13 protein-coding genes and 1 pseudogene are annotated in these 21,754 nt (G+C 63.5%); 8 read left to right on the top strand and 6 right to left on the bottom strand.

Going from position 1 to position 21,754, the window contains the following annotated elements; translation table 11 throughout:
• Positions 1 to 411 precede the first annotated feature (411 nt).
• The 6 genes from TSO352_RS06600 to TSO352_RS33440 form a co-directional block, all read right to left on the bottom strand.
• Positions 412 to 1,056 carry a glutathione S-transferase family protein gene (locus TSO352_RS06600; RefSeq protein WP_109106499.1) on the bottom strand — a complete coding sequence of 215 codons (645 nt, stop codon included), beginning with the start codon at positions 1,054 to 1,056 and terminating at the stop codon, positions 412 to 414.
• A 28-nt stretch (positions 1,057 to 1,084) separates the two neighbouring features.
• Complete coding sequence (locus tag TSO352_RS06595) at positions 1,085 to 1,576, bottom strand: VOC family protein (protein WP_109106498.1); 492 nt, start codon at positions 1,574 to 1,576, stop codon at positions 1,085 to 1,087.
• 59 nt (positions 1,577 to 1,635) lie between these two features.
• Positions 1,636 to 2,079, bottom strand: a complete 444-nt coding sequence (locus tag TSO352_RS06590; protein WP_109106497.1) for an SRPBCC family protein — start codon at positions 2,077 to 2,079, stop codon at positions 1,636 to 1,638.
• A 1-nt stretch (position 2,080) separates the two neighbouring features.
• Positions 2,081 to 2,710: a TetR/AcrR family transcriptional regulator gene (locus TSO352_RS06585; protein ID WP_109106496.1), complete on the bottom strand. Its 630-nt coding sequence runs from the start codon at positions 2,708 to 2,710 to the stop codon at positions 2,081 to 2,083.
• A gap of 409 nt (positions 2,711 to 3,119) precedes the next feature.
• Positions 3,120 to 4,580, bottom strand: coding sequence for an FAD-dependent monooxygenase (locus TSO352_RS06580; protein ID WP_109106495.1), 1,461 nt, complete (start codon positions 4,578 to 4,580; stop codon positions 3,120 to 3,122).
• Between the two features lie 196 nt (positions 4,581 to 4,776).
• Complete coding sequence (locus tag TSO352_RS33440) at positions 4,777 to 5,208, bottom strand: hypothetical protein (protein ID WP_199231529.1); 432 nt, start codon at positions 5,206 to 5,208, stop codon at positions 4,777 to 4,779.
• A 154-nt stretch (positions 5,209 to 5,362) separates the two neighbouring features.
• On the opposite strand from TSO352_RS33440, the pseudogene TSO352_RS06570 reads away from it, so the two are divergent.
• The 8 genes and pseudogenes from TSO352_RS06570 to brxL all read left to right on the top strand — a co-directional run.
• A pseudogene (locus TSO352_RS06570) lies at positions 5,363 to 6,414 on the top strand (IS630 family transposase); the annotation flags it as partial.
• 301 nt (positions 6,415 to 6,715) lie between these two features.
• The gene (locus TSO352_RS06565; protein ID WP_247871929.1) at positions 6,716 to 7,339 is read left to right on the top strand and encodes a hypothetical protein; all 624 of its coding nucleotides are present in this window, start codon (positions 6,716 to 6,718) and stop codon (positions 7,337 to 7,339) included.
• A gap of 1 nt (position 7,340) precedes the next feature.
• Positions 7,341 to 7,901 carry a BREX protein BrxB domain-containing protein gene (locus tag TSO352_RS06560; protein ID WP_109106493.1) on the top strand — a complete coding sequence of 187 codons (561 nt, stop codon included), beginning with the start codon at positions 7,341 to 7,343 and terminating at the stop codon, positions 7,899 to 7,901.
• Complete coding sequence (gene brxC / locus TSO352_RS06555) at positions 7,898 to 11,347, top strand: BREX system P-loop protein BrxC (RefSeq protein WP_247871928.1); 3,450 nt, start codon at positions 7,898 to 7,900, stop codon at positions 11,345 to 11,347. Before TSO352_RS06560 ends, brxC begins: the two co-directional genes overlap by 4 nt.
• 45 nt (positions 11,348 to 11,392) lie before the next feature.
• Positions 11,393 to 14,890, top strand: coding sequence for an SAM-dependent methyltransferase (locus tag TSO352_RS06550; RefSeq protein ID WP_109106492.1), 3,498 nt, complete (start codon positions 11,393 to 11,395; stop codon positions 14,888 to 14,890).
• The gene (locus tag TSO352_RS06545) at positions 14,887 to 16,695 is read left to right on the top strand and encodes an AIPR family protein (protein ID WP_109106491.1); all 1,809 of its coding nucleotides are present in this window, start codon (positions 14,887 to 14,889) and stop codon (positions 16,693 to 16,695) included. Before TSO352_RS06550 ends, TSO352_RS06545 begins: the two co-directional genes overlap by 4 nt.
• A gap of 196 nt (positions 16,696 to 16,891) precedes the next feature.
• On the top strand, positions 16,892 to 19,216 hold the full coding sequence (gene pglZ, locus TSO352_RS06540; RefSeq protein WP_109106490.1) for a BREX-1 system phosphatase PglZ type B: 2,325 nt from the start codon (positions 16,892 to 16,894) through the stop codon (positions 19,214 to 19,216).
• Complete coding sequence (brxL, locus tag TSO352_RS06535; protein ID WP_109106489.1) at positions 19,216 to 21,264, top strand: BREX system Lon protease-like protein BrxL; 2,049 nt, start codon at positions 19,216 to 19,218, stop codon at positions 21,262 to 21,264. The genes pglZ and brxL overlap by 1 nt, the downstream gene beginning before the upstream one ends.
• Positions 21,265 to 21,754: the final 490 nt, after the last annotated feature.

Raw genomic sequence — 21,754 nt, 5'->3', positions numbered from 1 at the left:
CAGATTGGCGGCGTGACACGAACCTGAACCAAGCTTATTCCAGCCGCCAAACTGTCCGGGAAACGGGGACCACCTCACCGCCAGCGCAAGTTTCGCCTTCGGCCAAATCGCCCCGTGACCCTGGCTGATGCACTGGTATGACCGCATCAATCGCGCCCCTTTGGGTGGGGTGATCAAGTGAAGGTGTGGCAGCAGGCGCTTGTCCAATTCCAGCGCACAGGCCCGGATCCAGCGGAAAAGGTTTCGTGTGATCGACCGTCTCGCCGCAGTCGATCGCGTGCTTGGCGAGTGCCTGAACGCGCCCTTCGATGAGTATTTGAGCGCCTCGCAACCGCCGCTTCCTTCGCCGCCCCCGACCTGTGAAGGGCCGGCGGGGTGACCCATGCACCCGATCGTCAAATATCCGGCCCGTCACTGGCTTGCGGTGAACACTGCCAATTGGGCGTCGAAAGCACGCTTGTAGGCGGGGCGGGCTTCGCCGCGGGCAACATAGGCCGAGAGGTTCGGATGCTCGCCGAGCAGACCCGACGCTTTCAGCCTCAGCAGCACCGACACCATCAACAGATCACCCGCGCTGAATGCGCCGTCGAGCCACTCGGCATCGCCGAGGCGGTCCGACAGTTGCTGCAGCCGGACACGAATCCGCTCCTCAACCAGCGGGAGCCTCTCCTTGCTCCAGGGCTTATCGCTTTCCAGAACCTTGGTGGTTACCAGATCGAGGATCGGCGGCTCGACCGTGTTGAGCGCGGCAAACATCCACATGAGGACACACGCCCGCGCCTGTGCATCACCGGGCAACAGGCCTGCATGGCGTTCCGCGATATGGAAGACGATCGCACCCGTCTCGAACAGGGCGAAGTCACCATCCTCGAAGGTTGGAATCTGCCCGAAAGGATGAAGCGCCAGATGCGCGAGTTCCTTCATCGCAGCAAAGGAAACAAGACGAACCTCATAGGGTTGGCCCACCTCTTCAAGTGCCCAGCGGACGCGCGTGTCGCGCGCCAAGCCCCTGCCGCCGTCGGGTGACCGCTCGAACGCGGTGATCGTGATGGTCATTCCACGGCTCCATTCCCGGCTGGACGTTTCAAGCCTGCGATCCGGCGCGGACGGCCGCCTCAAGCGCAGCGATGTCAATTTTGCGCATCGTCATCATGGCGTCGAAGGCGCGTTTCGCCGCAACGCCGTCGGAACCCGTCGTCAACTCGAGCAGCCGCCTCGGCGTGATCTGCCAGGAGAAACCCCACCGGTCCTTGCACCAACCGCAAGCGCTCTCAGTGCCGCCGCTGGTGACGATCGCATTCCAGTAGCAATCGGTTTCTTCCTGGCTTTCGGTAACGACCATGAAGCTGACCGCTTCGTTCGCCGTGAAATTCGGTCCACCGTTCAGACCCACAAACCGCCGGCCGAGCACCGTGAATTCGACAGTCAATTCGGCGCCTTCGTGCCCACCACGGAAATTGCCGGGCGCCATGTTCACACGATCGACACGGCTGTCGGGAAAAGTGGCGGCGTAGAACTTGGCCGCTTCGGCGGCTTGGCCATGGTCGAACCACAGGCAGGTTACGAGATCGGGCATATCCAGTGCTCCTCCTAGCTTGGTTGCTTCCGCGCTTGCGTGCGGCGATCGGTGCCGCACTACATGTTAATTTCGGGTTCGACCAGTTTTGCGAATTTCCGCAGGCTTTCCTGCCAGCCGAGATAGCAGGCCTCCAGCGGGATCGCGTCCGGCACGCCCGCCTGCTCGATCGTCATGTCCGTGCCGACCGACACGGCCCTCAAGGTCACGGTCACTTTCATCTCGCCCGGCAGGTTGGGGGCATCGAACCTGTCCGTGTAGACGAGCCGCTCGTTGGGGATGAGCTCAAGATATTCACCCCCGAAGGAGTGGCTGTGGCCTGTGGTGAAATTGCGGAACGACATCCTGTGCCTGCCGCCGACCTCGGCATTCAGTTCATGTACGGTGCACGTGAAGCCGTGGGGCGGCAGCCAGCTGGCAATGGCGTCCGGCTCCACGAATGCCCGGTAAACTTTCTCCGGCTTGGCATTGACGACGCGATGCAGGCGGACGGTGTTGGGCATGTCAGTTCACCTTCGGTGCGGGGTTGGTTCTTTTGCCCCTGTCCGAGCGGAACAGAAGCGTCAGGTAGCGATGGAGATGGTCGATGCTGTCGGCGGCGATGGACGCACCACCCTTGGCCTTGGCGAGGACGAAGGCGCCCTGGAGAACGGCTTGGGTGTGAAGTGCAAGGCTTTCGGCACTCCAATCGGCGTTCACATCATATTTCCGCATGGCTTCGCGGATGTCGGCCTCGAGAGTCCTCGCATGGCCGGCGATATTGCCGGCGCATGCGGCCACGATCTCGGGGCGGGTCTCATAGGCCTCTTGGATGATCATGCCGGCGAAACAGGTGAAATCGGGAAGGTCCCCGGCAAGCAACTCTTTGCGGAACTCCAGGTAAGCGAGCAGCCGATCCAGCGGGTCTGCGAGATCATGGTAGGGCGCCCGTGCGAACAGGCCGCCGGTCACCGCATCCCAATGGGCGACAGCCGCAAGCATCAGGTCGTCCTTGCTCTTGAAGTGATGGAAGAAGCTTCCCTTGGTGACGCCGGCCTCGGCGCAGAGATCCTCGATCCGCGTTGCCGTATAGCCCTTGGTGCGCACGACCTTCAGCGCCGCGTCGAGAAGTCTGGCCTTTGAATCCGGCTGCATGTCGATCACCCACTCACCATACCAACTGGTTGGTTTTTTTGTACCAACTGGTTGGCATGGTGTCAAGCGGACAGAGTGCGCCTGCCCGTCTTCGCTGGAAAATGCTTGCTCAACCTCGACCGCCGGATGTCGGCGGATGCGGCCGACGTTCAGGGCTGTCTCTCACGGCTTTTTTTGGCCAGGCGCGGCGGATGGATGCCGTGCGCCTCTATGGAATTTCGTGCGTTCAGAGTGAAGCCGGATCAAGCGGCACCCCGTGAACCGGTTGCACGGAAGACCGGAAGCGCAGGGTTTTCCGGCGCTTCGACAAGCACCAGAAGGACCCTGGTTCCAAATCCACGACGCTCCATCCCTTTGTTCGGCGATCGGCTTCACGCTTCAGATCGAAGCCGGATTCACGCGATGCGCGCTAATTGCCGAACCAGTCTCCAAGGGCCGTCAGGAGGCCTTCGGTGCCTCCTTCTCCGACCCATGCCACATGTCCATCCGGTCGGATCAGGAGGGCGGTCGGAGTCCGGACCATGCCGATGACGGGAAGCTCGCACACACCCTCAAATTCCGCATCGACCAGTTTGACACGCTCCTTCCACGCGTCGATGGCCGGGAAGCCCGTTTTCCCGAAGTCGAGCAGCACCGGCCGCGCATCATGCAGGAGCGCGAAGACCCGCGTCGGCCCCTCGGCGGTGACGATGTCCAGATCCGGCATGCGACGGCCGAGCAGAGGGTGCCCCCCTTCCGGGCCATAGCGGATGTCGAGACCGGACACCATGGCGGAATACCACCTCCTCGGCTCGTCCATCTGCATCGCCTTCGCCACGAAGGCCCGGAGCGCCGTTGTGTGTTCGTCGCCGCGGTTGAGTGCGGTCAGCGCCAGAGTAAGCTCGAGCAGCGCGGCTCCGACCGGGTGCCGCTCCGCATGGTAGGTATCGAGCAGGCTTTCCGGCGAGATGCCCTTCACCACCTGGGCCAGCTTCCATCCGAGGTTCACGGCGTCCTGCAGCCCGACGTTCAGCCCCTGCCCGCCAACGGGAGAATGAACGTGCGCGGCATCTCCCGCGAGCAGGACGCGGCCCTTCCGGTAGGCCTCCGCCTGCCGCGCCGCATCCGTGAAGCGCGACATCCAGGTGATCCGATGGATGCCCAGGTCCGATCCGTAGGCGGCTGTGAGCGCCGCCCTGAGATCCTCCTCGCCGGGTCTTCCCCCCCGCTCCAGCCGCTGCTCCGTCACTATGCCGCGCACGCGCAGCCCCTCGTCGAGCCGTCCGAGGGCGTACAGGCCGTGCTCCCCGTACCGGATGCCGAGCGGCGGTTGATCCTCCATGTCGGCCTCGAAAATGAGGTAGCTCGCCCGCGCCTCGGTTCCCGAAAAGCGGATGCCAGCCGTCTTGCGGACAAGGCTGCGGCCGCCGTCGCAACCGACCAGATAGCTGGAGCGGAACCTTCGTCCGTCCGTCAGATGGAGGTCCACGCGTTGTTCGCCGTCGGCGAAGGTCGCCATTTCGCACCCGCGATAGAACGACACCGGCAGTTCGGAGACCCAGTCGGCCAGCCCGCGCTCGATCTTCTCCTGCCAAAGTCCGAGCGTGTAGGTGTGGCGGGTCGCCCGATCGCTGGCATCGAGGATGATGCCAGCGAGGGCGACCGAATGGTGCTTCGTTCCCTGAGGGAGGAACTTGTCCGTTATGCCGCGCTGATCAAGCAGTTCGATCGCGCGGGGATGAAGGCCGCTCGCGCGCGACCCCTCAAGGTCCTGGTTCTCGCGCCGCTCGACTATCGCGACATCAACTCCCGCGAGCGCTAATTCGCCGGCCAGCATCAACCCGGTTGGACCGCCTCCGACGATGATCACGTCATGTTGGGTCACCTGCATCGTGCCACCTCATGGATTCGATCGGTGACCCGTCTTGTAGTGAATGGCGGGGGGCTTGAAGCAAGAGCCTTGCGCAACCTATCTAAGAAATGTGGGAGTTCGGGTGTTTTCCATCCTGGGGCCGCGGTGACAGGAGCGTCATCGGGGCATTTGCGGGCATCCCGATACGAAGCCGAAAGACCTCCATGGGAATGAGTCATATGGTTGCGCCGGCCGACCCGGTCCTCTTGCGCGATGAGCATGAGCATCCGAACGAAGCACGATGAGAAAGCCCGGTGCCCACGATGCGTGATTTCCATCCGGTATGAGGCGTACCGTGGCAAGCATTGCCTTGTTCCATTCGGTGCTGGGGCTGCGCGAGGTCGAGATGGAGGCTGCGGCACGATTGCGTGACGCTGGGCACGAGGTGCTTCTTCCGGATCTGTTTGATGGCGCGAAAACCGATGATCTCGACGAGGGATTCGCCATAAAGGCAAAGATCGGTTGGAAGACCATTCGCGAGAGAGCCTGGACTGCGCTTGCGGATTCTTCCGACAGGTTGGTCCTGATGGGCATCTCGATGGGCGCCGGTGTCGTTGCTGAAATGTGGAAGCTCCGGCCGGACGTTCAGGGGGTGCTGTTGCTTCATGGGTTGGCCTCGTTGCCGGCGGGCATCTGCGCCGGCACGCCGATGCAACTGCACATCGGCTTATACCAAGTCCTGCGGAGTACGACTCATGCGGCGATTCCCACTGAGCCGGATGGTGTGATTCACCGGAGGGACCACAGCGACGAGGTCCGCCATGGCCGCTCCGGTTCCGCTGCGCAGCGATTACGATGCCGCCGCTTTGCGCCGGCTTGCCCGTTCCTCTCACGATCCCGGCCAAGTCCGCCGGCTGCTCGCCCTGGCGGCGATCTACGAGGGAGAGCCGCGCTCAGTCGCGGCGGCGGTCGGCGGGGTCGGCTTGCAGACGGTGCGCGACTGGGTCCTACGCTTCAATGATGTAGGGCCGGCGGGCCTATTGACCGGCAAGGCGCCAGGCCCGCAGCCGCGTCTGGCGGAGCATCACCGGACGGCACTGCGCCAGATTGTCGAGGCGGGGCCGATCCCGGCGGTGCACGGGGTGGTACGCTGGCGGATCGCCGATCTGCTGCACTGGCTGTGGGAGGAGTTCCGCGTCTCGGTGTCGAAGCAGACGCTGAGCCGGGAACTGCGCGCTCTGGGCTTGCGCAAGCTCTCGGCCCGTCCCCGCCACCACGCCAAGGATCCCGACGCCGCCGAGGCGTTCAAAAAAACTTCCCCACCTTGCTGGCGCAGGTCGCGGCGCACGAGGCTGCCGGCAAGCCCATAGAGATCTGGTGGCAGGACGAGGCCCGCATCGGCCAGAAGAACAAGATCACTCGCCGCTGGGCACGCCGCGGCAGCCGGCCGGCGGCGCCACACGATCAGCGCACGCGCTCGGCCTATCTGTTCGGCGCGATCTGTCCGGCCCAGGGCAAGGGCGCGGCTCTGGTGCTGCCGCGCTGCACGAGCGAGGCGATGGCGCTGCACCTGGAGGAGATCGCGCGCGCCGTAGCCCCCGGCGCGCATGCCGTCGTGCTGCTCGACCAGGCGGGCTGGCACACCTCGGCCAAGCTGCCGATCCCCGCCAACATCACCCTGCTGCCGTTGCCGCCGAAGTCACCCGAGCTGAACCCGGTGGAGAACATCTGGCAGTACATGCGCGACAACTGGATCTCCAACCGGGTCTTCGCCTCCTACCAGGACATCCTCGATCACTGCTGCTTCGCCTGGAACACCCTCGTCGAGCAGCCCTGGACCATTATGTCCATTGGGCTGCGCGATTGGGCTCATCGGTCATGGTCTGCGAGACTTGGTATAAGTCGTAAGCCCGCATCAAAGCCGGCAAACTTGCCGGCTTCCCTGTTGCGCTTTCTCAGCGATGACATCATGGTGGTATCACACGAGCGCGGATACCCCAATGGCTGCCGTTTCTTTCACCAGCTTCTTCCCGGCGGGACGCCCCTTCAAGTCGGGCGTTGGGCTACGGCCGCATGCGGGCGGCACGCATACAAGCCGCACGATCATGCTTGCGGAGCTATCGGCCCTGCTATCGGTTGAGCCGCAGCCGTCTGATCGCGCCGAGTATGCCGAGATGATCATCCAGGACAATCGACTCGGTAAGCAGACAACCGCAACACGGCGATTGAGCTACACTCGACTTGGAGAATTGTACGCCCTGGATCCCATGGTCCCGCTGTTCCGGATCATGCGGCGGCTGTGGCGCTTGGATGAAACCAGCCAGCCCCTCCTCGCCCTTCTGGCAGGTCTGGCGCGGGACCCGCTCTTGCTGACAACAGCGCCTACCGTACTGCAGCTCAGGCCGGGCGAAGACATGCAGCGGGGTGCCGTACGGTCGGCCTTGCTAAATGCCGTCGGTGATCGACTAAGCGCAGCAGTGCTCGACAAAGTGCTGCGCAACACAGCCAGTTCTTGGACGCAATCCGGTCATCTGATCGGACGCACTTTCAAGCGGCGACAGCAGGTCACCGCGACACCGATCACCGTGGCCTTTGCACTGTGGATCGCCTGCCAAGCAGGCTTCAGCGACACGGAAGCCTTCCAGAGTGGATGGGTCAGCGCGCTCGACTTGGAGCAACCGAATGCCCTTCAATTGGCAGGTGAGGCGCGCCGCCTGCGGCTGCTTGACATGGATATTGCCGAGCAGGTGGTGACGCTCAACTTCGCGCGCCTCGACGGCAACCTTTGGGAGCGCTGATATGGCGAGAATCGAAGATCTTTCAAAAGTTTACGAACGCCACATCAAACTGCCGTGGCAGCGTACCGTCGCGGGCGCGCAGCGCATCGTCATGCTTGTATATGAAAAAGAAGCCGAGCGCGCTCTGAGGGCTCGCCTCAAGAACTTCGAGATCGCTACGCTTGAAGCCGACAAGACGTGGCGGACAGTCGACATCACGGACAGCTTCGCTGCTTGGATGGCGGGTGAGGAGTACCGCGACGCGTACTTCGAGATGCCGGAAGACCTGCAATTGAAGCTGGATGCGGAGTTCGCCGGCTTCGTTGCGGATCGCATCCGAGCGGCGCTAACCGACCCCGCCGTCGATGAAGACACGGTCGTTGCGGTCGTCGGCGCCGGCTCGCTCTTCGGGTTTACGCGCCTTTCGCGCGTGCTGACCCTGGTTGAGCCGGACATTCGGGGCCGGCTGCTGGTCTTCTTCCCGGGGCAGTATGAGGACAACACGTACCGCCTGCTCGACGCGCGGGATGGGTGGAACTACTTGGCCGTGCCGATCACGCTGCACGGAGGGGGGGCACAATGATGAAGCTGAAGAATGTTCTGCTGCGTGATCCGGGCCAAGCGCGTCTTGCAAACAACGGTCAGGCCCGCTTGGTTGACGATCGTGACACTGAGAAAGCCATGCTGGAGTTGCGGGAGGAGCTGAAGAGCTTCATCTGCGAAGGCCAGTACGCCGACGGAATGATCAAGATCCTCCGTGCCTTCCTTGGTGGCGGCACCAGCCTTCCGGGGGCCTGGGTTTCTGGCTTCTACGGCAGCGGCAAATCGCACCTTCTGAAGATGCTCTGTCACCTATGGCAGAACACGACATTTCCTGACGGCGTCACCGCACGCGCCCTCGTCCCCAGGCTGCCGGAGGAGGTAAAGGAACTTCTCAAGGAGCTGGACACTCAGGGCAAGCGGGCCGGCGGGCTGCTCGCCGCCGCCGGAGCCATGCCCAATGGGGGCACGGATGCAGTCCGCTTGACCATCCTGTCCGTCATACTGCGCGCTGTCGGGCTACCGGAGCAGTATGCGCCTGCCCGCTTCTGCCTCTGGCTGGAAGAGCAAGGCAAGCTCGACCACGTACGAGATTCCGTGAAGGCAGCCGGCAAGGACTTCAACGCCGAGCTCAACAGCCTCTATGTGAGCCCGCTGATTGCCAACGCGCTGATGTCGGCCATCCCGGACTTGGCTGCCGGTCCCAGCCAAGTTCGGCTCCTGCTCCGCGAGCAGTTTCCGCAGAAGCTCACCGACATCACGACGACGGAATTCCTGGATGCCGCGCGGGCTGCTCTCAAGCTCCGCGGCCACGACGGCCAGATGCCCTTGACCCTGCTGGTCCTGGACGAGGTCCAGCAGTACATCGGCACGGTCCATGATCGCTCGGTATGGGTGTCCGAAGTTGCGGAGGCGGTGTCGAAGCAGATGAAGGGCCGCGTCATGATCGTTGGCGCCGGCCAGAGCGCGCTGAGCTCGACGCCTTTCCTTCAGCGTCTGATGGACCGGTTTACGGTCCGGGTGCCTCTGTCAGACGTCGATGTAGAGACCGTCACTCGGAAGGTCCTGCTCCAGAAGAAGCCTGCCGCACTGACGGATGTGCGAGGCATTCTGGACACCCATGCCGGTGAAGTCTCCCGCCAGCTGAGCGGCACCCGCATTCAGGAGGGCCCGGAAGACCGCGCCGTCATCGTGGATGACTACCCGATCCTGCCGGTCCGCCGCCGTTTTTTCGAGGAGTGCTTTCGCCAGCTGGATGCCGGGGGCACCCAAAGTCAGCTGCGGTCGCAGCTCCGCATCATCCACGACGCGCTGCATAAGAGGGCTGAGCGGAGCTTGGGTACCCTGATCCCGGCCGACGAACTCTACGAGGCTCTCGCGCCGGAACTAGTAAACACCGGCATCCTGCAGCGCAAGATTAACGAACGTATCCTCCAGGTTCGGAAGGATGTGGGCGATCTGGCCGCACGCATCTGCGGCGTGGTGTTCCTGATCAACCGGCTGAAACGCGAGGCCGGCATGGACACCGGCATCCGCTCGACCAAGGAGCATATCGCCGACCTGCTGGTCGATGACCTGACCGCAGACAACGGCAGGCTCCGGGCGGGTGTCGAGGAGACGTTGAAGCAACTGGTTGACCGGGGTGACCTGATGCCGGTGGCCGAGGAGTATCGGCTTCAGACCCCAGAGGGCGCGGAATGGGACCGGGAATTCCGGGCTCAGCAGAACCGGGCCGCCGCAGACACCTCCACCGTCTATTTCCGCCGCGAACAGTTGATCGGGTCGGAGTTCGAGAGCGCCATCAAGGGCGTGCAACTGCTCCAGGGCGCCGCGAAGCAAGCGCGCAAGTTCGCCGTCCACCGCGGCGACACGGCACCGCCGGCCGAGACCAGCGTCATTCACATCTGGATGCGCGACGGCTGGACGAGCACGGAGAAGCAGGTGCAGGACGCCGCGCGCGCCGCCGGCAACGAGAGCCCGACCATCTTTGTCTTCATCCCACGGGCGCATCCGGAAGCCTTGAGGGACGGCATTCGGGACATGATCGCCGCAAAAGCCACGCTGGATGCTAAGGGCATTCCCTCCACCACGGAGGGCGAGGAGGCGAAGCTCAGCATGGACAGCCGATTGAGCATCGTAACCAAGGCTGTCCAGTCCTTGGTGAAGGAGATCGTCAGCCAGGCCAAGCTGTACCAGGGTGGCGGCCACGAGGTGGTGCGCCTGACCGTGGCCGACCAAGTCGAAGCGGCCGCCGAGGAGTCGCTCGTCCGCCTGTTCCCCCGCTTCAAGGAAGCCGACAGCGCCCATTGGGAAACCGTCATCAAGCGGGCGCGCGAGGGGGCCGACAATCCGTTCCAGGTGGTCGGTCATGCCGGCGCGCTGGAAGCGCACCCTGTTTGCCAGCAGGTGCTGGCCACCATCGGCGCCGGCCGGAGCGGCGCGGACATCCGCAAGGAGCTTCAGGCGCCGCCGCTCGGCTGGCCGAAGGACGCCATCGATGCGGCTCTGATCGCCCTGCACGGCGCCGGGGTGGTTACGGCCGTGGCGAATGGGGAGGTGATCGCCCCGAAGCATCTCGACCAGAACCGCATCCCCAAGGCCGATTTCCGGAAGGAGGGCTTCACCCTTAGCGCTACGCAGAAGCTGGCTCTGCGAAAGCTCTATCAGGCGCTCGGTGTCCCCAACGCGGCGGAACAGCTTGGAGCAAATGCGAAGGAATTCCTCTCCAAGCTCAAGGGCCTCGGCGCAGAGGCTGGAGGCGCTGCCCCCCTGCTGGCGCCGCCGGACACCCAGGACATCGCCGACATCGAGCACCTGGCCGGCAACGAGCAGCTGAGCGCGATCTACGCGAAGGCGGAGGACTTCACGGTCAAGATCGAGAAATGGACCGCGCTGAAGGACCTGAAGGACAAGCGCCTGCTGACCTGGACGGTGCTGGACCGCCTGTCCGGTCACGCCCGCGGCCTGGACGGTGCCAAGAACCCGCTGGAGCAGGTGGAGACGATCCGGGACAAGCGTCTGCTGCTGGACGGAACCGACCACGTCACGCCGGTGCGGGCCGCCCTGGCCTCCCTCCTACGGGAGGAAGTCGGAAAACTCCATGCCGAGCACCTGAAGGCACATCAGGCCACAGAGGCGGAACTCGGCGGCAACGCCCTGTGGGGCCGGCTCGCCGCTGACCAGCAAGCCTCCATCCTTGCGGACGTTGGGCTGACGGCGCCGGCGGAACCCAACCTGTCCTCGGACGAGACGCTGTTGCAGCATCTCGACCGCAAGCCCCTGCCCACGGCTCGCACCGAAATCGACGCGATCGCCGGCCGGGTGCAGCGGGCGCTAGAGAAGGCGGCCAAGCTGCTGGAGCCTAAGGTCCGCATGGTCACGCTGGAGCGCGCCACGCTGAAGACGCCGGAGGAGGTCGACGCGTGGCTGGCGAAGGCGCGGGCGACCCTCACCGAGGCACTCGGCGATGGCCCGGTCATGGTGAGCTGACGAAAAGCATGCGAGCGGAAGAACGTCTGAAAGGGAGCCTGTCCAATGGTATCGCTGGCGCGTGATCTTCGCCGCAACCTGGAGTCCAAGGTCCGCGAGGCGCGGGTGCTGGCGGAGGTCGGGGCGCGCAAGGCGCTGGAACGTCTGGGGGTGCATCTGTCCGCCAGCCCCGGCTACCTGACCGACCAGGATAAGAAGCTGCGCGCCAAGCTGCGCGCCCATGCCAAGCGTCTGGGCGACGAGCGCGACGCCGACGGCAGCCAGGACATTGGCCGGCTTGTGCCGGAGGTGGCGTACGAGCACTGGCACCGCATGCTGTTCGCCCGCTTCCTGGCGGAGAATGACCTGCTGATCGACGACGGGCTGGCGCTCACCCTTGCCGATGTCCAGGAACTGGCGCGGGAGCAGGGAAAGGACTGGCTGGACCTCGCCGCCGGCTATGCCCAGCACATGCTGCCGGAAATCTTCCGGACCGAGGATCCGGCGCTGGCCCTGCCCCTGCCGCCGGAGACGCGCTCGGCGCTGGAGGACCGGCTGAAGGCCCTGCCGCCCGCCGTGTTCCAGGCCGACGACAGCTTGGGCTGGGTCTACCAGTTCTGGCAGGGCGACGAGAAGGACAGGGTCAACAAATCGGGCGAGCCGATCGGGGCGAAGGAACTGCCGGCCGTCACCCAGCTCTTCACCGAGGACTATATGGTCCTGTTCCTGCTGCACAACACGCTGGGAGCGTGGTGGGCCGGCAAGGTTCTGGCGGCGAACCCGGCGCTCGCCGCTGGGGCGGCGGACGAGGCGGAGCTGCGCGCCGCCTGCGCCCTGCCAGGAGTGGACTGGACCTATCTGCGCTTCGTCCGGGAAGCGCGGGAGGATGGCGGCGAGAGCGGCTGGCGGCCGGCGGCCGGCACCTTCCCCGGCTGGCCCGGAGATGCCAAGGGCATTACCATCCTCGACCCGTGCATGGGGTCCGGCCATTTCCTGGTCTTCGCCCTGCCCATCCTGGTGGCATTGCGCATGGCGGAAGAAAGGTTGACTCGCAAGGACGCCGTGCTGGCGGTGTTGCGGGACAATCTGCACGGGCTAGAGATCGATTACCGCTGTACCCAGATCGCCGCATTCAATCTGGCCTTCGCCGCCTGGCGCCTGATCGGTGAATACGTGAAGCTGCCGGCCCTGCACCTCGCTTGCTCGGGTCTCGCTATTGGCATGCCGAAGCAGGAATTCCTGAAGCTGGCGGACAAGGCGGTCCAGGCCGCCGACCCGCAGGCCAAAGTCGACCTGCTGGGGGCGGAAGCGACGCTGCTGAATGCGCAGCTGGACAGCCGCATCCGCACGGGGTTGGAACGCATGTACGATCTGTTCGAGAAGGCACCGGTGCTGGGCAGCCTGATCGACCCGCGTCGGGCCGGCGGCGACCTGTTCGGCGCCGACTGGGACCTGCTGGAACCGATCCTGACCCTTGCGCTGGCTGACGGCAGCGACGAGGTTGCTGAAATGGCCGTCGCCGCCCAGGGTCTCGCCAAGGCGGCGGAACTGCTGGCGAAGCAGTATGTGCTGGTGATGACGAACGTGCCGTATTTGGGGCGCGGAAAACAATCCGATGAGATAAAGAGATTCGGAGATAATTTTTACCGCCGTTCTAAATCAGATCTTGCCACCATTTTTGTAGAAAGACTGTTTTATCTGGCAAGCGCTTCGGGAGCAATATGTGTAGTCACGCCGCAGAATTGGTATTCTTTGTCATCGTATGCGGAACTTAGGATACATCTTTTGAAATCATTCTCTTTTATTGCCGCAGTTAATTTAGGTCCCGCTGCATTTAATGAAATGAATTGGTGGGCTTCTAACACTGCACTTACTATTGTCTCCAGATATTTCCCTGAGCATGACCATATTATGGTCGGTATAGACGTTTCTCCACCTCGTGATCCTGGTGAAAAAGCAGCTATCCTCCCAGTCACGGGTGTAACGAAGTTAGGGCAAACTGCGCAATTGAGAAATCCCGATTCTCGTTTAGTTATCGGAGGAGAGATATCTGGGAGTATTCTCGGAGATTTCGCAAACTCCATTCAAGGTACAACGACCGGCGACAACCCAAGATATATGCAGTTTTTTTGGGAGCAGCCGAATACTGGAGATGTATGGGAGTTTTTCCAGGGGAGCACTGGCAAGCTGGCGCTGGATGGAAGTGGCTGTTCAGAAATTCTTAGATGGGAGGGCGGAGCTGGTGAACTCTTGCGCAACCCGCAGGCTCGAATACAAGGCCTCTCGGCCCAGGGAAGCCAAGGAATTATAGTAAACCAAATGGGCGATTTGCCCGCTGCTCGGTACATGGGCAAGCTCTTCAGCATGAACACCGCCACAGTGCTGCCGAAGAAATCTGAAAATCTGAGCGCCTTGTGGTGTCTTTTTTCTTCGGAAGAGTTCCCGATAAACGTTCGGAGAGTTGATCAAGCAGTCAAAGTGACGAATGCGTCTTTCCTAAAGATCCCCTTCGACCTTGCCCGCTGGCAGAAGGTCGCGGCGGAAAAGTACCCGGACGGCCTTCCAAAGCCGCATTCCGACGATCCGACCCAGTGGCTGTTCAACGGCCATCCTGTCGGCTCGGACGATCCGTTGCAGGTGGCGGTGGCCCGGCTGCTGGGCTATCGCTGGCCGCGCCAGACCGGCAGCAGCTTCATGGACTGCCCGGCCATCACCGAGCCGGACGGGCTGGAGCCCCATGCCGACGCCGACGGCATCGTCTGCCTATCCCCGGTCAAGGGGGAACCGGCGGCGGCGGAGCGCCTGTCCGCCCTGCTGGCCAACGCCTATGGCGCCGACTGGACGCCGCAGCGCCTGACCGCCCTGCTGTCCGCCGCCGTCGACGGCAAGGTGCGCGACCTCGACGCCTATCTGCGCGACCATTTCTTCAAGCGGCATGTGGAGCTGTTCCAGAACCGCCCCTTCATCTGGCACATCTGGGACGGGCGGCAGCATGACGGCTTCCACGCCCTGGTGAACTATCACAAGCTGGCGGCCCCCGGCGGCAAGGGCCGGCGGACGCTGGAGAAGCTGGTCTATACCTACCTGCGGGAATGGATCGACCGTTGCCGGACGGAGGTGAAGGCGGGGGCCGAAGGGGCGGAGGGTCGGCTGGCCGCGGCGGAACATCTGCGCGGCCGGCTGGAGGCCATCCTGGAGGGGGAGCCGCCCTACGACATCTTCGTCCGCTGGAAGCCGCTGCACCGTCAGGCCATCGGCTGGGAGCCGGACGTCAATGACGGGGTGCGCATGAACATCCGCCCCTTCCTGACCGCCCGCCCCCTGGACGCCAAGTCCGTCACCGCCTGCATCCTGCGCGTCACCCCGCGCATCAAGTGGGACAAGGACCGCGGGAAGGAGCCCGAGCGGCCAAAGGACGATTACCCGTGGTTCTGGGGCTGGGACCAGAAAGCGGCGAATTTCGCCGGCACGGGTGACGAGCCCGACGGCCAGCGCTGGAACGATCTTCATTACAACAACGACGCCAAGTGCGCGGCGCGCATGCGGGAAGGAACCGAGCAATGAGTGTGGCGGAGGACAAGGCTGGTATGGGCACGGCGGCCCAGAACCTGGAGACGCTGATCCAGGAAACCGTCCAGGCCAAACGGACCGAGCTGATCGAGCTGCGCGGCCTGAAGCCCCTAGACACGGGAAAGCTGCGCGAGGAAGACGAGGGGCGGCTCCGCACCACCGCCTTCACCTTTCTTGTGGCGAAGCTTGCCGTGGGGCTCGACGACTCCGACGCGCTGGAGGCTATCGTCGATGGCGGCAAGGATCTCTGCATCGACGCGATCCACTGGAGGGAGCCGCGCGACAACGTGCTTCCGATCACGATCGTGCAGACGAAGCTTCACAAGCGGACCGACGGCAAGTCCAATTTCAGCGAGACGGTCATCGACGACTTGGTCCGGTCAATCGGCGTCATTCTCAACGATGACGCCAGATACACGGCGAATGCCAAGTTGGGGCAAAAGATCGAGAGAATCAGAAGCCATTTGAAGCGTGCGGACGCCGAGGTTCGGGTGGTTCTCGCGAGCAACGGGAGACGATGGGGCAAGGCAGGAGACGACAAGATCGCCAACGCCGACGCCGAGTTCGGCGAAGACGTCAAATTCGAACACATCGGTCCATTAGAGATCCATCGGATCCTCAATCCCAAACCCGCGGTTACCGGTCGTCTCCAGCTGACTGGCAAATACCTTCACGAGACATTCGGAGAGAGGCAGGCCTTGGTCGGCCGCGCCCGGCTCTGCGACGTCGCGAAGATGCTGGAAGAATCTAGCGACGACCTCCTCGACAGGAACGTACGCTTCTTCCTGGGCACCCAGACCGGAAGTGTGAACAGCAACATCGCGGCGACGCTGAAAAGCAACGAGGTAAAGAACTTCTATTTCTACAACAACGGGCTCACGATCATTTGCGATGATATTAAGTTCACAAAGGCGGTCAAGAAGAACATATTGGTCACTCTGACCAACATGCAGCTCATCAATGGCGGCCAGACGTGCAAGGTTGTTAAGCAGGTTTTGACGGAAACGGGAAAAGATCCCGACGCCTATGTACTGATCCGGGTGCATCAGATTGGCAAGGACGATGAACAACTCGTCCGCAGCATCACCTATGCCACCAATCGGCAAACCAGCGTGAACCTTGCCGATTTGCAGGCGAACGACATCCGCCAGGAGCATCTTGAACGATCGATCAAGGACCTGGGCTTCGGTTACCGGCGCAAGCGGAGCCATTTGCCCTTGGCCGACAAGGAGTACTCGGCGACTGAAGTGGCGCGCGCCGTTCTTGAAGTCTGGCGGGGGAAGGCCGCCGGGGAGAAGGATGAAGCGGATCTCTTCGGTCGGCTCTACAATAAGATTTTCAAGGACGACATCAACGGCGCGCAGGCCGTGCTGGCTATACAGATCATGCGCAAAGTGAAGAAAATCCGCGGCAAAGAGGCATTGTTCGCGGATCACCATCAATACAATGTTTTGTATGCCGAAACAAACGAACGGATAGGTCGCTTCTTTGACCAGGCCGGCGCCCGGCTCGGTAAGGTCATTCTTGACAACGTCTGCGGCGGCGAACTCGGGAATCTCGACAACAGCAAATACGCCAGCGCGTCCGATTATCTTGCCCGCGAGGGTGACGCCAAGATCCTGGCTGATTATGAGGTGTTCAAGAAAAAGAACGGCCCTCGGAACGACCTGACGTTGGACATGCCGCAGGCCCCCGATCAAAGACCGTCGAAGGATCCAGCGATGCCGACGGTGGAGGGCACGGCCAAGCAGTCATCCTCCCACGAACCCACGGCGCCCGTCGTCGTCGAGGTCAAGTGAAAGTGGACGGCCGGCACGTCGGGCGACGGCTCCGGATCGGTCGGCCCGTGTTCCGCTTGGGCAGGTATCTGGCGCGCCCCACCCACATGAAGCGGGCGAGGGACCTGCGGCGGCGGATGTCGACCGGGTTTGTCGCAGCGACGACCGGAACCCTCTTCGCACGAACGATGTCGAGCAAAGCCAAGGGAGCCCGCCAATGACGGCCCCCGCGCCGAAGACCCTGCTGGACGCGATCCAGTACGGATTGGCCGATGCCGCGAAGACGGCCGACGGCGTTGCGCCGCCGGCCGCCATCCTCTGGACCGACCCGGACGGGCAGTGGAGGCCCGTCATTGAGCCGCTGCGCAAGCTGGTGCCGCACCTGTATGCGCTGGGGCCCTATGACCCGGAGCACAAGATGGGGCCCGCGATCTGGCTGAAATGCGTCGTCGACCGCACGCTGCCCGATCTCGACCTGCCGGCGGATGCCATCCCCGTGCTGTACCTGCCGGGGGTGGCGCGTGCGGTGCTGCGCTCGGCTGAGGACTGTCCGCCCGCCCATCAGCCGCTGGTGGAGCTGTGCTACCGCGGCCAGATCTGGCATCACCGGAACGGCCGCGACTGGACCATCGAGGGAATCGTCGAGGGCGTGCTGGAGATCGACCTCGCCAGCGATCAGGCCACCCGCAAGGCGCTGCTGCGCATGCTGCCCAGGGTGGCGATCGAACCCGTGGTTTCGCTCCTCGGCCGCCGCATCGATGCGGAGATCCTGCTGAAGCTCGACGTGGAGGATCCGGTTGGTGATCTGCTGAGCTGGATGAGCGAACCGGAGGCATTCCGCCAGCGTTGCGACGACGGGAAATGGCAGTCCATCCGCCAGCTCTGGCTCAAGACCTACGGCTTCGATCCGGAGGCGGACGGCGTGACGGCGGCCGGTGACAAGCTGGTCAGTGACCAGTCGAAGGCGTGGGCGGGCGTCTGGCGGCGGTTCTGTGCCGCTCCCAAACTCTATCCGGGGCTGTCCAAGGTCCTGCGCATGTCCTACAAGGACCTGTTCGCCGGAAGCGACCGCAACCCGCGCTTCAATGAAGAAGGCGAGACCAAGCTGCGGGCCGGGCTGGAGACCGCAATCGGCCTGCCGCATCAGGACGCCTGCGACAAGATCATCGCCCTGGAAGCGGAGCACGCCGACCGACGCAATACCCCGTGGGCTGAACTGGGCGAGAGCCCGCTGGCTAACGCCTTGCAGCCGCTGGCCAAACTGGCCCAGATGGCGCGCTCTGGCCTGGGCGGTGCCAATGCCGCCGCGATGGCGGACGCCTATGCCGCCGACGGGTGGCGCTGCGATCGCACGGCGCTGGAGGCTCTGACCAGGGCGATGGCGGACAAGCCGCACGCCGGGCTGCTCTGTCGGGTCATCCGGGCCCTGTACCTGCCCTGGCTGGATCAGTCGGCCCGCCACCTCCAGGATCTGCTGGGGACCTCGGATACGACGGCAGCCGCGCTGGTCCATCCGTTTGCACCCCAAGCCGGGACCTGCTTCCTGTTCGTGGACGGACTCCGTTACGACGTCGCCATGGCGCTCAAGGAGCAGTTGGAGGGCCTGCAACTTCCCTGCACCGCAGGGCATCGCTTCGCGCCGCTGCCGACGGTCACGGCGACGGCCAAACCCGTCGCCATGCCGGTCGGGCAGATCATTGGGCCGGGCGGCGCACCGGAAGACTTCTGTCCCCACCTATCCGAAACGTCGACGGCCGCAGGCGTACAGAAACTGCGGCAGGCCCTGGAGCAGAAGGGCGCCGTAATCGTCTCGGCGGCGAATCCGCAGGGACCGGCCGGCACCGGCGACGTCGGATGGTGCGAGACCGGCAAGCTGGACGAGTTGGGGCACAAGCTTGAAATCGGCCTCGTCCGCCAAATCGAGGGCGAGTTGTCCGATCTGGTCACGCTGATCGACAGCCTTCTTTCGGTTGGCTGGCCCCGCGTGCGCGTCGTCACGGACCATGGCTGGCTGCTCATGCCGGACGGTCTACCGAAGGTCGATCTGCCAAAGTCCGTCACCTCGGCGAAATGGGCGCGCTGCGCCGCCTTGAAGGACGGCGCCTCGCCGGGTGCTATGACCTTTCCCTGGTACTGGGACCCTCATGTCCGCATCGCCATGCCGCCGGGGATCGGATCCTATTTGGCCAATGCCGCATACGCTCATGGCGGCATCAGCCCGCAGGAGTGCGTCATTCCCGAACTGACCGTTTCCCGTGGCGCCGTACCCATCTCGGCCACCATCAAGCAGGTGGCTTGGCGCGGTCTGCGCGTCCGGATCAAGGTCGAGACCTCCGCGCCGGGGCTGACCGTGGACCTTCGCCAGAAGCGGAACAATCCCGGCACCAGCATCGCTGCATCCGTCAAGGAGCTGAAAGACACCGGCGAGGCCAGCCTGGCGGTCGAGGATGACAGCAACATGGGCACGGCGGCCTTCGTCGTCGTGCTGGACACGGAAGGCAATGTGATCGCTGCGCAGATGACGACCGTCGGAGACGAATGATGACCATGGAAATGGACAGCCTGGACCGGCTTGGCGCTGCCGCCTTCGACGGCTTCCTCGTGCGCAAGGATCTGGTGCGCCGGTACGCCCGGCAATACCCAGTGCCGACCTACGTCGTCGAATTCCTTCTCGGCCGCTATTGCGCCAGCGTGGACGAGGAGGAGATCGCCGAAGGTCTGGAGATCGTCGAAAAGCAGCTCCGCGACCGGACGGTCCGCACCGGGACGGAGGAGTTGTTCAAGGCTCAGGCGCGCGACCGCGGCTCAGTCAAGATCATCGACATCGTCAAAGCGCGCCTGGATACCAAGAACGACTGCTACATCGCTGAGTTGCCCAGCCTGACGCTACGTGACGTGCGCATCGATGACAGCATCGTGCGCGAGAACGAACGCATGTTGACCGACGGCTTCTATGCTGAGGTCACTCTGTCGTACGATGCCGTCATTGCGCAGGAGAAGGCCGGCAGGCCCTTCGGGATCGAGGCGCTGCGCCCAATCCAGCTCTCCAAATCCGATGCGATGGAGGTGCTCGCCCGCGGCCGCGCCAAGTTCTCTACCCATGAATGGCTGGACTTCTTGATCCGCTCCGTCGGCATCGAACCATCCTCCCTCACGGATCGGGCGAAGCAGGTCATGCTGCTGCGCATGGCCCCCTTCGTGGAGGCGAATTATAACATTGTGGAGTTGGGCCCGCGCGGTACCGGCAAGAGCCACCTATTCCAGCAGATTTCGCCCTATGCCCACCTGATCTCCGGCGGCAAGGCCACGGTCGCCAAGATGTTCGTCAACAACTCGTCCGGCGAACGGGGTTTGGTCTGCCGCTATGACGTGGTCTGCTTCGACGAGGTCGCCGGTGTGTCCTTCGACCAGAAGGACGGCGTCAACATCATGAAGGGCTACATGGCCTCTGGCCAGTTCAGTCGGGGGAAAGAGAATATCCGGGCGGAGGGCTGCATCGTTATGGTCGGCAATCTTGATGTCGACCTGGAGCAGCAGCAAAAGATCGGACACCTGCTGAGTCCGCTGCCGCCGGAAATGCGCAATGACACGGCCTTCATGGACCGCCTCCACGCCTATGTCCCCGGCTGGGACTTCCCGAAGCTCAACCCGGCCGAGCACCTGACCGATCATTTCGGTCTGGTCAGCGACTTCCTCAGCGAATGCTGGAGCCGGCTACGCGGCGTCAACCGCATTCAGGCGCTGGAGCGCGTCCATCTCGGCGGGGCCCTGAGCGGTCGCGACATTGAGGCGATGCGCAAGACCTTCAACGGGGTCGCCAAACTGCTCTTCCCAGACCCTGAGATGCCGATCCCCGACGAGGATCTGGAGTGGATGGTCCGGTTGTCGCTCGAGGCGCGGCGGCGGGTCAAGGAGCAGCAGAAGCGTGTGTTCAAGAGTGAATTCCGGAACACGCACTTCAGCTATACCCTGGGAGCCGATGGGGTGGAACAGTTCGTCTCTACGCCCGAACTCCATAGCGACGAAGCCATCGAGAGCGATCCGCTGCCCCCGGGTCAGGTCTGGGCCGTCGGCGCCTCGGCTGAGACGGCGCCGGGCCTGTATCGGCTTGAAGTGACCTGTGGACCTGGAAGTGGCGTGAAGATTCTGAACCAGCCGACGCCGCCAGCATTCCGGGAGAGCGTCAGGGTCGGCGAACAGAACCTCTACGCCCGCTCCCGCGAGATGGTCGGCGATCGCAACCCGCGCGAGGAGGAATTCTCCATCCAGATGCGGGCGATGGACAGCGACAAGACTGGAGCCGGTCTGGGCCTTCCCGTTCTGGTCGCGCTTTGCGGTTCGCTGCTGGGTCGGAACAGCCGCGGAGGAACGATCGTGGTGGGCTCGCTGAACCTCGGCGGGTCGGTCGAACTCATTCCCAACGCGGTGCGCATAGCTGAATTGGCAGTGGACCGTCAGGCACAGACGCTCCTGATGCCGGTCAGCGCCCGCAAGCAGCTCAACGACCTTCCCGACGAGTTGTGGACCAGGATCAGCATTGAGTTCTACAAGGACGCGGCGGACGCGGTCTTCAAGGCGTTAGAGGATTGAACCTTTAACAGCCTGTCGGCCGGCTGCGGGCTCGCCTACAACGCATCACTGCCGGTGAAGGCGCTGGGCGACATCGACGTCTGGAAGGCGATCAGCCTGCCGACCACCTCCGCTGACGGCAGCCTCATGATGCTGGAAGCAGATGATACCAGAAGCGGATGCTTCTGGAAGTGTCAGTTCCGGAAGCGTCCGCTTCCAACGTGTCTCCGCGGTGAAAACAGGGCAATCCCATCTTCTCCGCGCGCGCGATCGGCACGCCTGAGAAGATGGGAGACGGATCATGTCCGAGAGCACAGACGAAAGCGGCACCACATCGGCGGCAGGAGCCACAACAGGGCACACGAACCAGATTTGCCCAGCGTGCACTCTGACCTGACGGCTCTGGGGTGGGCGATCCTCGATCCCTCGGTGGCCCGCGGCGAGCTGCCGCCCTCGGCACGAGCGATCCGCCCCATGGTCAACCGCAACAACAGCAGCGTGCTCCGTGCGG

The organism is Azospirillum sp. TSO35-2, assembly GCF_003116095.1.
GTDB lineage: Bacteria > Pseudomonadota > Alphaproteobacteria > Azospirillales > Azospirillaceae > Azospirillum.
This window is presented reverse-complemented; position numbering and strand designations above follow the sequence as displayed.